10 protein-coding genes are annotated in these 13,714 nt (G+C 64.7%); 5 read left to right on the forward strand and 5 right to left on the reverse strand.

Going from position 1 to position 13,714, the window contains the following annotated elements; genetic code table 11:
* Nucleotides 1–4: 4 nt before the first annotated feature.
* Nucleotides 5–880: a hypothetical protein gene (locus HL652_RS03430; RefSeq protein ID WP_171704000.1), complete on the reverse strand. Its 876-nt coding sequence runs from the start codon at nucleotides 878–880 to the stop codon at nucleotides 5–7.
* Between the two features lie 503 nt (nucleotides 881–1,383).
* On the opposite strand from HL652_RS03430, the gene HL652_RS03435 reads away from it, so the two are divergent.
* The gene (locus HL652_RS03435; protein ID WP_171704001.1) at nucleotides 1,384–3,684 is read left to right on the forward strand and encodes an AAA family ATPase; all 2,301 of its coding nucleotides are present in this window, start codon (nucleotides 1,384–1,386) and stop codon (nucleotides 3,682–3,684) included.
* Between the two features lie 560 nt (nucleotides 3,685–4,244).
* Here HL652_RS03435 and HL652_RS03440 read toward each other — a convergent pair.
* A complete protein-coding gene (locus HL652_RS03440; RefSeq protein ID WP_171704002.1) occupies nucleotides 4,245–9,587 on the reverse strand; it encodes a DUF4011 domain-containing protein in 5,343 nt (1,780 codons plus the stop codon).
* A gap of 331 nt (nucleotides 9,588–9,918) precedes the next feature.
* On the opposite strand from HL652_RS03440, the gene relB reads away from it, so the two are divergent.
* A complete protein-coding gene (gene relB, locus HL652_RS03445; RefSeq protein WP_171704003.1) occupies nucleotides 9,919–10,140 on the forward strand; it encodes a type II toxin-antitoxin system RelB family antitoxin in 222 nt (73 codons plus the stop codon).
* Nucleotides 10,137–10,400 (forward strand): type II toxin-antitoxin system RelE family toxin, encoded by a 264-nt coding sequence (locus HL652_RS03450; protein WP_171704004.1) that lies wholly within the window; start codon nucleotides 10,137–10,139, stop codon nucleotides 10,398–10,400. Before relB ends, HL652_RS03450 begins: the two co-directional genes overlap by 4 nt.
* A 26-nt stretch (nucleotides 10,401–10,426) precedes the next feature.
* Here the strand turns inward: HL652_RS03450 and HL652_RS03455 are convergent, their stop codons facing one another.
* Together HL652_RS03455 and HL652_RS03460 are read right to left on the reverse strand one after the other, a co-directional pair.
* On the reverse strand, nucleotides 10,427–10,882 hold the full coding sequence (locus tag HL652_RS03455) for a hypothetical protein (protein ID WP_171704005.1): 456 nt from the start codon (nucleotides 10,880–10,882) through the stop codon (nucleotides 10,427–10,429).
* Between the two features lie 77 nt (nucleotides 10,883–10,959).
* Nucleotides 10,960–11,421, reverse strand: a complete 462-nt coding sequence (locus HL652_RS03460) for a GNAT family N-acetyltransferase (RefSeq protein WP_171704006.1) — start codon at nucleotides 11,419–11,421, stop codon at nucleotides 10,960–10,962.
* Between the two features lie 212 nt (nucleotides 11,422–11,633).
* On the opposite strand from HL652_RS03460, the gene HL652_RS03465 reads away from it, so the two are divergent.
* Both HL652_RS03465 and HL652_RS03470 read left to right on the forward strand, forming a co-directional pair.
* Complete coding sequence (locus HL652_RS03465) at nucleotides 11,634–12,248, forward strand: hypothetical protein (protein ID WP_171704007.1); 615 nt, start codon at nucleotides 11,634–11,636, stop codon at nucleotides 12,246–12,248.
* Nucleotides 12,245–12,781: a hypothetical protein gene (locus tag HL652_RS03470; protein WP_171704008.1), complete on the forward strand. Its 537-nt coding sequence runs from the start codon at nucleotides 12,245–12,247 to the stop codon at nucleotides 12,779–12,781. The genes HL652_RS03465 and HL652_RS03470 overlap by 4 nt, the downstream gene beginning before the upstream one ends.
* Before the next feature lie 63 nt (nucleotides 12,782–12,844).
* Here HL652_RS03470 and HL652_RS03475 read toward each other — a convergent pair whose 3' ends face one another.
* Entirely contained in the window at nucleotides 12,845–13,576 is a 732-nt protein-coding gene (locus HL652_RS03475) for an SDR family oxidoreductase (protein WP_171704009.1), read from the reverse strand.
* Between the last annotated feature and the right edge of the window lie 138 nt (nucleotides 13,577–13,714).

Below are 13,714 nucleotides of genomic sequence, written 5' to 3' on the forward strand. Positions count from 1 at the left end.
CTGCCTACTCAGAGCCTGAGAGCCTCGAGAACTCCGAGCCGTCGCGAGCGTACACACTGATCGACAGGCTCGCGCAGAGCGCCAGAAGGTCTTGTGCGGGTTCGCTGGGTAGCAGGATTGCTGGCCGCGCGTCCAACTTCAGAAGGTTCGCGTTATGGGTGTAATCGAGGACTTGCCCGATCGCCGTGCGTACGTATTTTCGGGCCGCCGATTTCTTGGCCTCGAACAATTCGGCCGTAGTTGCATCGAAGAGATCTGGTTCTACGAAGTTCCGGCCAATGGGAATTCTAAGTCGCCGCAGATCATGCCCTCTTGCTCGTCGCCACGCGCCGAATGCAGCCTGCAACTCAAACTCAATTCTGGATGCCGTCTGTCCAATGCCAGGCAAGGGGCTGAGGGCGTATGGATCGAATAGAGGTGGATTCCACTCCGTCGCCTCTATTCGGGTGACCTGCTCTTGACCCAAGGATGGAAGTCGGCGGGTATCGGCGTCGATCGGCGCGAGGTTGAAGATGATCCCCTCTCGAATTGCGCCTGACTCATCTGGAATGGCCTGCCAGAAATATGGCGGGTCGTCCAGTGTGAAGGCACCGATGTATGTGGCGAGCGTGTTGTCGGTACGAAAGAGGCGAATCGTCTTGCCGAGTGGAACCGAGTTGAGCAGAGCGAGGTTGCCGCGGATAAGCCTCTGGTCCCCAAGGCGCCCTTCGCCGGTGTAGGCGTATATGCCGTCCTCGCGAGCACCCTCGTGAAGGTCATATCCATATTTGGCGCCCTTTGCGGGGTCTGTGAACACGAGGATGTGATCAGAGTTCGCCGGTGTTGAAATGCCTTGTTGCTGCTGGCCTCCGTATAGCGTGTGCACTGCACGCCTGGTCATGACCTCGCCGACTTTTGTTGTCCAAACCATCGCGACCCCCCGCGGTCACACTATCGCCAGTGAGTATCAACTACTCAAATTGCCGATTCGGGTTCGATTCGAACTGCAGCTCACCCGAACCGAGCGGATGTTTGCCGACTTGAAGTCGAGTCGTGGCGATTCTGAGGCGACGCCGCAGTCGCTTCACCTCGCGCCTGCGGAATTGATTCCCGGCGTCCGGTGAGGCCCGTAGCCATTCATGGACTGGCGCTGCCAAGAGGACGGCCATGGTCTTTGCCCTCCTCGTGTAACTACGCCGGCTTGACGTGGGACCCTCAAGCTTCGTCCTCATTAGCCTGTGGCGGGCGGCGGCAATCTGTCTGTAGACGGGCCGCTACTGGTGCATCCTCGGTGATAACGGGTACTGTGACCGAACGGCTCATGGGGGAGATGTTTTGCAGCTAACAACCGTTTATGCGCGCTTCTTTCGATCGCTGAACTTCGACTTCATTAGACGATCGAGCTTGAACTATTCACCTGACCCATGGGATCGAGCTCCCGCGGGAGAAGGCTTTTATCCGTTCGTCAAGATCGCTCTCGACCCGAGCGTCACAACTATTGTGGGAGCAAATGAGTCGGGCAAGAGTCAAGTGCTCGAGGCAATCGAGTTTGGGCTGACCGGCGAGAACATAATCCCGCGGGACTTCTGTCGCTATTCCCCCTTTTTCCTGCAGGACCGCGAGCTGCTGCTGCCTGAGTTCGGTCTTAAGTTTTCGCAATTAGCTGACAAAGACGTCGCAGCTATAAACGACGCCTGCGGTACTGGCACCACCCTTGAGGTGCCCGACGAGATCGCAGTGTTTAGAGTGAACGCGACGCCAAAGCTGCGGATGTATATGCGCCATGGGGACGAGTGGTCCATGAGCCACATCAAGAAGCCTTCTGCTCTCAAAGACCTTCACATCCCGCTGGTCTATAAGATCGACGCACGAACCCCTCTCCCGGACTCGGTTCCAATCCAGTTTCTGGCCAGCGGTAACGAGGAGCACGCGGTCGGCCACCGAGGAATCCGCTCGCGTCTAGACATGATTCTCAACAATCGGGCCTGGTTCGGTTCACCCGCAGTATTCGCCGAAAACAGCGAAACGATTCGAACGGCGCTTGACGCCCAAGATGACGGCGACGAGCGAGAAAGAGCGAAATTCCGACTTGCACGCACTCTGCTTCTTGACGTGGCTAAGCTGCCCGCTCAGCTCTTTGAGCAACTTAGCGAGGCTATCCGAGATGGCAAGCATGGATACGCGAAAAGTATCGTCGACACGATCAACGGTGCTCTGGCCCGGTCTCTGAACTTCCAGCATTGGTGGCGCCAAGATAGCCATTTTGAACTCTTCGTCGAGCATCAGGAGTACCACTTGGACTTCATGATCCGAGACCGAACGGGGAGGTCGTATTCATTCGACGAGAGAAGTGGAGGCCTCAAGTACTTTCTGAGCTACTTTGTCCAATACCTAGCTCACGCCGCCGCACGAAGCTCTGAACAAGAGATACTCCTAATGGACGAACCCGACGCCTACTTGTCGTCGTCCGGCCAGAAAGATCTGCTGCAGATTTTCGATGCCTTCGCATTTCCGAGGGACGATGGCCTGAGACCGGTTCAAGTCGTCTACGTCACCCATTCTCCATTCCTTATTGATAAGAATCACGCCGAGAGAATACGTGTTCTGGAAAAAGGTCGAAACGATGAAGGGACGCGCGTTGTAGCCAATGCGTCGCGGAATCACTATGAGCCGCTCCGAACAGCTCTGGGTGAGTTTGTCGCTGAGACCACGTTCATGGGAAACTGCAACCTGATCATCGAAGGCCCGTCAGATCAAGTGCTGATTGCTGGAGTATCGACCTGGCTTCGACGGCGGTCCACGTCAGAGCTCCAAAACCTCGATCTTAACGACATCTCGATTGTCCCTGCCGGTTCGGCGAGTCACGTCCCGTACATGGCATTTTTGGCGCGGGGTAGAGACGTTGACAAGCCAGCGGTCATAGTTCTGCTCGACAGCGACGACGCAGGCAACCAGGCAGTCAAGAAGTTGAAGAAGGGTGGACCGGGAGAAAAGCAGCTAGTCGCGCCCGAATACGTGGTCCAGCTTGCTCAAGTCGACGGTATTTCGACGGCGAACCCCGATGGCGTAGTGGGGATCGAGGATCTGATTCCGCTCGAGATCGCAAAGCTGGCGGCTTGCCGGTACACCGAGGAGTTCGCGATCGACGCAGACCTCAACGGAATGCTTGTCATCGAAGAAACGGTATACCCCAGCCCCAAAGGAACTCTTGACGGGCTCGAGCGACTCGCTAGGAAGCACCTCGATGACGAATCCTTTCACCTCGACAAGATTGGATTTGCGCGCCATGTGCTGGCGGTCATTGGAGACGAAGCGGCCGACGTGGCAGCCATTGCACAATTCGAATCAAACTTCCGCGCCCTGCTCAAGCGCCTAGCCGGCATGCAAAGAAGTGCTATGCGAGTTCAGAGACAAGAGCTCATTCGCGACCGCGTCAACAGGATCCGAGACCGCTTTCAAACGGACCATGAGTCCAGCGCCAAGCGTGAGGCCGTCACCCTTCTGATCGAGGAGATCAGAAGCCAACTCGATGAAAGCGTCGAAGCCGATCTTGTTCGGGACGAGTTACTAATCTGGGAGCGCGAGTACAAGCTTGACGATGATCCACGCGCGGACGTAGAGAACTACCATCAATTTCTTGATCGCCTTCGAGGCTTGGCATATGTGGGCACCCGTAGTGTTCAGCAAGGAGTTCCTACGGTGTAGTCCGCCCGGACAGCCCATCTTAGTTCTACTAGACGCACGGCCAACTCCACGCGTCCTAAACTAGCGAGCTCGTGATCTGTGGCGCTGAATTGGGACCAGTTTCAACGAGATCCCTGACGCATGCAGCGCGCTGACGGTGATGGCTGTCGGTGCATGATCCATCTGCGCCTCGGACGGTAGGCTCAGGGACCGCTCTAATCGATGAGGGTGCCGAAAAACGATGACCCATCAGGCAGGTGCTATTCGAGCCCGGAAGTGTGAGCCGTATTGGCGATCGAGTTCTGGGAGGAGGAGTCGAAGAGCCGGCCCTTGGCCCGGAGAGTTTTCGGCTAACGCGACGGCCCAAACACTCACTTGCGTGAGAAAGCCTGCGATCACCTCGATGAGGGGATGGCAGAGGTGGTGGCGCACGCAACGCCCTGCCGAGTCTCGAGATCGTTGATGACCGCGATCTGCTCGACGTTGAAGTCGAGATGCTTCTGCGATCTCCGGTGAATAGGTTGTCTCTCGTGGGTCTCGCTGGCGCATCAAGAACATATCGCCGGGTTGGTTCTCGCTGGCTAGTTGCGGGCGAGTTGCTCACCGTTGGCGGCGGCCGCCTGGACGTCGGCGATCGCCAGCTCCAGGCGGTCGAGGACCGCTTCGCGGTCGTGGAGCCACTCTGGGAGCCAGACGCGTTCGACGGCGGGCCAGTGCATGAGGTTCTTCAGGACTTCGATCGGTAGGCCGTCGCGGTCGGCGACCGTGCGGCGGGACTTCCAGGAGTCGCCGTCGAGGAGGACTGCCAGCACGGGACGGTCGGGCTCGTCCGCCGGCGCAATGCTGAGGTCGACGCGGAAGTCGGAGAGGCCGACGTCGGTCTTCACGGCGAGGCCGCGCAGCCGAAGTTCTGCGGCGATGTCGTCTCGGTGGCGGTCGAAGATGGCGGTGCGGCGGGGGTCGGCCTCGAGGGCATCCGAGCCGTTGGCCGCCATCTCGAGGTAGGACTTGAGGTGCTTCACGCCGACCGAGCTCGTCTGCTCGGCGCGGAGCTCTGACGGGTCGAAGCTTGCGAACAGCAGCACCTGGCGGCGGGCTCGGGTGACCGCCACATTGAGGCGGCGCTCGCCGCCGGCGCGCTGGAGGGGGCCGAAGTTGAGGGGGAGGAAGCCCTTCTCGTTCACGCTGAACGCGATCGAGAAGAGGATGGTGTCGCGCTCGTCGCCCTGCACGTTCTCGAGGTTCTTGACGAAGAGGCGCTCGCTGTCGTTGTCGAGGGCGTTCAGAATGCGCTCGTCGCCGGTGTCTCGGAGGAGGTTCTCGATGAAGTCGCGCTGCTGGGCGTTGAAGGTGACGACGCCTAGGGACGGGGCCTCGAAGTCGGCGGGCTCCGCGGACGGCCCGGCGAGAGCCACGGCCGCGTCGAAGCGGCGGCGGATCTCGGCGACGATCGCCTCCGCCTCGATGCGGTTCGTGCGGAGCTCCTTGCCCTTGCCCGCACGGTTGAACGTGGCGTTCACCCGCACCAGAGAGACCCCGTAGCCGTCGAGCGACGAGCGCTCGGTCGCGCGCAGCGGCGCCGGGAACGACGACAGGCGGCTCTCGTAGTAGTGGTGGTTGCTGAACGAGATGAGCGACTCGTCCTGACTGCGGTAGTGCCACGACAGCCACTTGCTCGGCACCTGCGACTGCACGCACTCCGACAAGATCGACTCCTCGTCTTCCACCACCCCGGCCGACAGCTCGACCTCGTCGTCGGCGTCGAGCGCCGTCTCGCCGAAACTCGTGGGCGGCATCTGCTTGCTGTCGCCGACCACGACGACCGAATCGGCGCGGCCCATCGCACCCACCGCATCCGCCACCCGGATCTGCGACGCCTCGTCGAACACGACGACATCGAACAGGCCCGGCTTGGCGGGGAAGAACCGCGCTACCGACTCGGGCGACATCAACGTGATCGGCAGCACCTGGGTGATCAGCTCGCCGAAGGTGTCGAGCAGGGTGCGCACGCTCATGCCGCCCCGCTGCCGCTCGAGCTGGCGGCGGAGCAGACCCACTTGGCCCGCAGGGGCCGACGAGTCGAAGCTGCGCAGCGCGAGCACGTGCGCCGGGATGGCGTTCGGCAGCTCGGCGCGGATCGCCAGCGCACTCGTCGTGAAGCGCTCGATCGAGCGGTTGTGGGCGGTCGGGTCGAAGTCGGCGAGGCCGGTGGTCTGCTGGCGTTCGGCGACGGATGCTGCGGCGAGACCCTTCTCGAACGAGAGACGTGCGTCATCCGCAGAGAGCTCGCCGGACTCGAGTGCCTTCACCGCATCCGTCATTCCGCGGCGGCGGAGCGGCTCGAGTGCGCGGGTGAAGGCCAGCCAGCGGTCGAGAGTGACGGGTGTAGGGGAGTCGACGTTGCGGCCGGCGCGGGTGGCGGCCCAGGCTTCGAAGAAGCCCTGGTCGGATGCCCAGTTGGTGAGGTTGTCGGCGGTGGTGTGGGCGGCGGCGATGAGGGCGGCCCAGGTTTCTGCGACGGTGGCGACTGCCTGTGAGCGCGTGGCGTCGGGTTGCGTCGTCTCGTACAGGCGGCGGCAGTCGCGGGTGAAGGCGTCCGGTTTTTCGGCAGGGCGGAGGCCAATGGTGATGCCGACCCAGCGGAGCCAGGTGATCTGTGACGTCACGGATTCGGCGTCGGCCGGGCGGAGCGGGTTCCAGTCGGCGGGGATGCGCACGCCGGCGAGTTGCTGCGCGGCGGCGCGGAGCGAGTTCACCTGGGAGGCCGTCTCGGCGATCTGGCCGGTGAAGGTCGAGAGGTGCTTCAGATTGATCGCCTCGGGGGAGCGGAGGGCCGGTGCCAGCTTCGCGGCGACCGCGCGGCGGCGCTTCTTGCGGCCGAAGAAGCCGGACTGGTCGGCGGCGATCGCCTCGCCATGGATGCCCGCGATGTCGAGGTTGACGGCCTCGGGCTGGGCTTGCTGCAGCCAGGCCGGGGGCGACTGGGTCAGGGCGGCCACCTGGTCGACCACCGCTTGAGCCGCGACGTTCCAGGCGCTGGGCGTCACGGTGTCGCGCGCTGCATCGATCGTGGTGAGCGGTTCGCGCTGGTAGCCGTCGATGCGCGACCAGTCGGCCAGCTGCTCGGGGGAGGTCGCCCGCGCGATGAAGTCGGCGGCGACGCCTGCGTCGAGCGCTGCAGCGATTGCGCGGTCGAGATTTTGGGCGGCCGAGTGCGCATCCGTCGAGGTGATGGGCGCATCCGGTCGGTCGACCACGAAGCCCCACGGGTTCACGCGCTGTGGGCGCACGTAGTCGGCGGTCTCGGGGAGGTCTCGGAGGGCGACCCGGACGGCGTCGAAATCGTCGGCCGTGCCGCCAGAGACCAGGCCCGGCGGGACGGGCAGCTCGGGCACGAACGCATCCGCTGCCAGCTCGCTCGTGCGCGCCGAATAGAGGGAGAGGCCGGCCGCGTTCTTCTCGTGCAGGCGCTCGGCGTAGCGCGAGAGGGTGCGGCGGTTGGAGTTCGCTATCTCCATGTTGGTGCTGAGGGCGGCGCCATCCATCGTGACGCGGTGCTCGAGGGCGGACTTGATCTGCGCCCGCACGGCGGCGGGGCGCGCGCCCTTGTCGTGGAGGTCGAGAGAGAAGGGGCCGAGTCCGATCTCGTCGAGTCGGCGCTGCACGACGGACAGCGCGGCGCGCTTCTCAGCCACGAAGAGCACGCGCTTCCCGTCGGCGAGGGCCTTCGCGAGCAGGTTCGTGATGGTCTGCGACTTGCCCGTGCCCGGAGGGCCCTCGAGCACGAAAGTGCGGCCCTGCGCGGCCTCGGCGACCGCTTCGAGCTGCGATGAGTCGGCCGGCACCGGGCACTGCGCGCTCAGGGCGTCGAGGTCGGGGGCGTTCTCGGCGGCCGCCGGCGGCATCGGGTCGACGAACGGCTCCGTCGGCGTCTCGATGAGGTGCCTCACCAGAGGGTTGCCGGCGAGCGACTCCCAGTTCTCGTCGAGGTCTTTCCAGAGCCGGAACTTGGCGAACTGCAGGATGCCCAGATTCACCGAATCCTCGACGCGGAAGGGGAGGTGCGCATCCAGCATCGCCTGCCGGACGGCGGTGAAGGCGGCGTGGAGGTCGATGCCCGCGCCATCCTGAACCGGATCGGACAACCCCGGAATGCTCAGGTCGTAGGCCTGCGACAGCTTCTCGAGCAGGCAGTAGTTGGGAGTGGACGCGCCGGACTCGTCGAGCGAGAGGCGGTAGAGCGACCCGCGGTTCGCCGTGGTGAGGGTGACGGGAATGAGGATGAGGGGCGACTTGAGCTCGCGGTCGTTGAACGACCAGTGCAGCATGCCGAAGGCGAGGTAGAGGTTGTTCGCGCCGGTCTCCTCGACGATGGTCTTCGCCTTGTAGGCGAGGTAGCGGAGCTTGGTGGCGTATGACTCGTCGGTGATGTCGATGTACGCCTCCTTGCGGTCTTCGAGGAGCTGGGCGCGCGTCTCGTCGGGCAGGTCGCGGCCGAACTGGATCTTGCGCTCGCGGTCGACGGCGCTGACCGCGGTGGAGGGGCGGAGGGAGAGGCTGATGCCGGAGTTGATCTGGTCTTCGAGGAGGGGGAGGGATGCGCTCGGCACGGCCAGGGAGTAACCGGCGCGGTCGGTGAAGTTGATGAGGCGGTTGCGGAGGCTGAGGTCGAGGAGGGAGTTCTTCCACTGGGAGACGCGGGGTGGGGTGGGGCGTCTTGCGGTTGCCGCGCCTGGGGTGTCTCCGGTTGAGGCGGTGGCTGCGGCTGTGGCTCCGGCTGCTCGGCCTTCTCTGATGGCGACTCTCGGGGCGACGCGGTACTCGGTGACGATGACCGTGCCGTCGGGCTCGATGGAGCGGGACGGGAGCGGGAAGATGCTCGCCGAGCGGGCGGCGCCCACGTCGATCGTGCCGATGTAGGTGCTCGGAGACGCTTCGAGGCGGGCTCTCGCTGCGCTCTTCGCTGAGTCAAGGTCGCCGTCTCGGGAGTCGGTGACGGCGGTGGTCTCGATCAGTGTGAGCTGCCCGAGCGCGACTCGGTTGACGAGGTCACCGAGTTCGAAGTCGACCACCGAGCCGAGCTGGCTGTTGTGGCGCCAGTAGCCGAGGAAGGCGTGGCCGTCGAAGATCCAGAGGGTGGAGTTGATGCCCGCCTGTTCCAGCGCTGCGGCGAGCACGACCGTGGTGTCGAGGCAGGTGCCGACCCGGCCCTCGAGCACCTCGGCGGGGGTACGGACCTTCTGGCCCGTGCTCGACCAGCTCGCGGGCGGTTCGGCGTAACGGATGCGGCGCGCGCGCATGGCCTCGTAGATCGCCTCGACCGTCGCATCCACTCGGTTGGGGTCTTCGAGCTGGTAGCCGGTCATGCTGCGGTCCCCGGTGCGCTGCTCGAGGAGTTCGCCGCCTTCGTGGAGGAGCGGTTGGATGGCGGCGGCGTTGGGTTGCACGTAGGCGGGGAGGAGTTCCATGCCGAGCTGCACCGGGGTGGTGCGCCACTGGGAGGCGGCGAGGACGTCGACGTCGGCGGATGCTTCGGCGAGGGTTGTCGGGGCGGCGTCGGGGTCAGTGGCGGGGTCGGTGGCCGCCGTCAGCCGCGCGGTGATGCGCCCGGGGCGCTGCTCGTCGACGGCGAGCATCGTCGCCGGGTCGAGGAACAGGCTGAGGTCGGAGAGGGTAACGGTCGCCTTCTCGGCGAGGTCGATGAGGGTGGTGCGGGGTGTGCCCAGCGAGCCGAACGCATCCGTCGCTTCTATCGTGAGCGAGGCGCCGCGCACCATCGGGCCCGGGTTCGTGATGGTGACGGCTTCGAGCGCGGAGAGGCGCGCGTTCGCTTGGGCGTAGCTGACGACGCCGGCCGTGGTGAGAGCGAGTGTGATGGGTGGTGCTGCGGGCACGGTGACCTGTTCGGTGCTGCGTGCATCCACGTCGTCGCGATTGTTTCTGGACTCCATCGAGCTACTCCCGGCGCTGTACGGTGACACCCACTTTCGCAGCGCACGGGCACGTGGTCACTGCGTGCGTTGAGCATAGCCGCGGCCGCTGACATGGCCTGGGGAGACTGCCGCGAGCCTGTGGATATCTCCATTTCGCGGCGACAGCCGCGTAGCATTTCCGCATTCCCTACGACACTGCAATTGATCGACCGTGAAAGTAGGAGCAATGAGATCCCGTGCACTCAAGGTAGACGAGACTGCTCAGCGAGACGCTGAACGGATATCCTCGATACACCATCTGCGACCGCGCGAAGGAGATGACGTGTCACTCTCGATCGACCTGAGCGATGAGGAAGAACGGCGCATCGCCGCTGTCACCGCGCGTACGGGCCAGCCTGCCGCCGAGTTCGTTCATGAAGCGATCGTGACGCACCTCGACGAGGCGGACGACACCGAGTGGGCGGAGAACGCGGCGAGGGACTGGGCCGCGTCCGGAAGCCCGTCCCGGCCGCTGAGCGAGCTCCGCCGCGAGCTAGGGCTTTGACTCGCTGGAAGGTCGAGACGAGCCCTGAGTTCGACAAGGCCTTCCGGAAGCTGGATCGCGCCGTCGCGAAGCGAGTGCTGGTGTATCTCGACGGGCTTCTTGAACTCGATGATCCGCGAAGTCGGGGCAAGCGGCTGTCCGGGGACCTGGGTGACTTCTGGCGATATCGAATCGGCGACTATCGGCTTGTGGTGCGGGTGCGTGACCAGCAGCTGATTGTCGTCGCGGTGCAGATCGGTCACCGGTCGCGGATCTACTGAGCCGCCGAGGGGATCACGCGAGCCGGTCAGGCCGACTTGCGCCTTGCGATGAGGTCTGAGAGGAGTTGCACGTCGGTGGGTTCGGCGTCGGGGGCGAGGGCGACGTAGTGGTCCATGATGGCGGCGCGGTAGCGCACCGGGAAGGTCTGGCCGGGGGAGAGGCGGGTGAGCTCGGTGATGGTGAGGCTCTGGTCGGCGATGCCCCGGAAGGTGGTGCCTTCGGCGGTCTCCACGTCGAGCATCAGCACCACGCGGGGGCTGCCCTCGCTGCTGACTTCGCGCCAGTCGACAAGTACGCCGAGCGCGAGCGCGCCCGTCTTGAGCTCGGCGTTGCGGCGGCGGGCAGCGCCGCTCAAGATCGGGTTGGGGGCGACGCCGGGGAAGTCGGGGCCGACGCCGAGCGACTCGCGACTCAGATCTGGTCTGAGCTGCGCCATCACGTCGGTGAAGCTCTGCGTGTTCTTCTTCTTCGACCCGAACATCCTGAACCCCCTTGCCTCGATCGCACGGGTAGGTGCTGTCGGCGTTCAGGGCGTCGTCGCCTGAATGCTTGTTTGGCTCAGTCGCGCGGCGCCGCGGGCTTCATGTCGTAGGTCACCCAGGGGGTGGCCACCGCGTGGGCGTCGTAGAGACGGCGGGCGGTCGCATTGTCGGTTGCGGTAATCCATCGCACGACGCTTCCGCCGCCTTCGCCGGCGCGTTCTGCAGCTTCTCGCAGCAGCGCCGTGGCTGCGCCCGTCCCGCGGGCTTCGGGTGCGGTGAACAGGTCGTCGAGATAGAGGCCGATCGTCGCTGTGGATGGACGTGCGAACCACCGGAGGTTGGCCAGGGCCACGAGACGATCGCTCTCGTCGACGGCGACTAAGCCGAACAGGCCGTGTTCGCTGTCGCGCACCCACTCCCAGGTCGTCGTCACCGACGCCGGGTCTTCGGCGAGCCCATAGAAGGCGCGGTAGCCGGCATAGAGCTCCGCCCAGGATGCTTCGTCATCGGGTCGGACGGCTCGGATGGTGATGCTCATCCGGGAAGCCTACAAGTCGGCTCTCACGTGGCCGGGCGATGTGGTGCCTCGAGTACCGCGCGATTTGAGTAACAACTACTCAGGATGACTCGCCGGTCGAGGCGAGCAGGCTCGGAATCGCTTCGCGACGCGGAGTTGAAGAGCTGGATGAGGAGGCTCGCCTCCTGTTCGTGAAGGAGAGTGAGATCACAATGCGCAGATCACTTGGTGCTGTGGCCGCGATCGTCGGTCTGATTGCGATCCTCGGCCCGATGGCCGTGGCGTCGTCAGCGAGCGCTTCGGAAGCGGACGGACCTGTTGGCGGAGTGGCGCCGCTGCGCTTCATGGGCTTCGATGTCGAGCGCGCGGCAGAAAACGGCTATGACGTGCGCACTGATGAGAACGGGCTCCAGTACGCCGTCCCGACCGGGACTGCTCCCGGCAGCCTCGAAGGCGCGACACCGAAGTTCGACCCGGTGGCGGGTGAGGTCGTTCGCGAGGGCGGTGCCGATGCGGGGAGTCCCTCTGATGGCGACTGTGGCACTGCCGAGCTCAACCTCATCAGCAACACCAAGGGTCGCACGGCGTACCACTTGAATGGTGCCTTTGGAACGGCGGTCTCCCACACGTGGGGTGTGTCGCTGCAGTCTTCCATCGACATGGGGTACGAGCCTTTGGATGGTTTTCCGCCCTTCCCCGGGGTCAGCCTCGATTGGGAGACGGATTTCACTCACGGCATCCAAGCCATCCGCAATACCCAACTCAATGCGATCGCGGGAGGAACGGTGACCACAGTCCTCGGCACGTGCTACGGGGGTAACCCGTCCGACAGCATCCTTTACTCATGACGGACGCTGTCGAACGCATTGCCCGGCTTCGTATGCATCACGAGCGTGCGCGTGAGTTCGCGTTGCCTGTGCTTCGGTCTGTCCACCCGGACGCTCTGCTGGTCGGCTATTCGTTTCATGGGTTTGGGCGGCCGCCCAGCGTGCCGACAGATCGGATGACGGAGGCAAATCATGTAGTGCGCCCGAGTCTGGAGACTTCGCAGCCCATTGCGTTCACGACTAGAACGTGGAAATTCGGGTGGGACATCGAATCCGATCTCCTCGCCCACGTGAGCACCCACATCATCAACGGAACGCGGAGATCGGCGATCCCGTCGAGAGCCGAACACGACGAGTTGATGCGGTCGATTCGGGATGCGGAGCGGAGGGAGGTCGAGGTGTGGATCGATGGGGTGCCGCACCTCGGCACTGCCTTCGATCTGTTCGGTTCGACGTTCGTCAGGCTGCCGGAGATGGGCGGGGCGGCGATGATTTCCATTGCCGCGACGACGCCCTTCATCGAAGCGGGGTTCGCGAGCGACATTCCCGAGTGAGGCAGCGCCGCCGGCTGGCTTGGGTCGGCGGCCGGCCGGCGGCATCCGTTCGCTCGCTTGGCGTCAGGCGCGGGGTGCGAGGGCCTCGGCGTAGAACTCGGAGGGGTCGTTCGCCAGCGACGACTTCACCAGGCGCGACCAGTCGTCGGCGAGCACCTCGATCGCGGCCGACTCGACGCCGTCGAGCGAGGCTGCGGCGACGGCGCGGGGCGCGATCTTCGGGCCGTCGTAGCGGGCCATCATGTCGGTGTCGGCGGCGCCGAGGTGGAGGGCCTGCACGAGGGTGCCCTGGGCGGCGAGTTCGAGGCGCACGCCGTTGGTCATCGCCCACTCGGCGGCCTTGGCGACGGCGTAGCCGTTGGCGCCGTTGGTCGAGAACCACGACAGGGCGGAGTTGACGTTCACGATCGCGCCGCCGCCGTTCGCCGCCAGCACGGGGGCGAAGGCGCGGATCACACCGAGCGTTCCCCAGAAGTGGGTGTCGAGTTCGCGGCGCACGCCAGCGAGGTCGTCGGTGCCGAGCAGGTTGGATCCGGTGGTGATGCCCGCGTTGTTCACGAGGAGGGTGACGTCGGTGGCGTGAGCCGCAGCATCCGTCACCGTGGCGTCGTCGAGCAGGTCGAGGCGCAGCACCTCGACGCGGGGGTCGGGGAACTCGTCGGCGGGCACGGCGTCGGGGCGGCGCACGGCCGCGTAGACCTTGGCCGCGCCGCGCTCGAGCAGCTCGTCGACGAAGCTGCGGCCGATGCCGCGGTTGGCGCCGGTGACGAGGGCGACGGATCCTGCGATGTTCATGGGTGTCCTTTCACGTGGGGCGGCCTCGGGTGGGGCGCCGTCCGTCGACTACGCTAAGACTTCACGTTGACGTCAAGGGCAAGTCGGGGTGTCACGCCCACGGCGAACGCGCGGCGACGGACAAGCAGAACGGATGCG

It is taken from the genome of Herbiconiux sp. SALV-R1, assembly GCF_013113715.1.
Taxonomy (GTDB): domain Bacteria; phylum Actinomycetota; class Actinomycetes; order Actinomycetales; family Microbacteriaceae; genus Herbiconiux.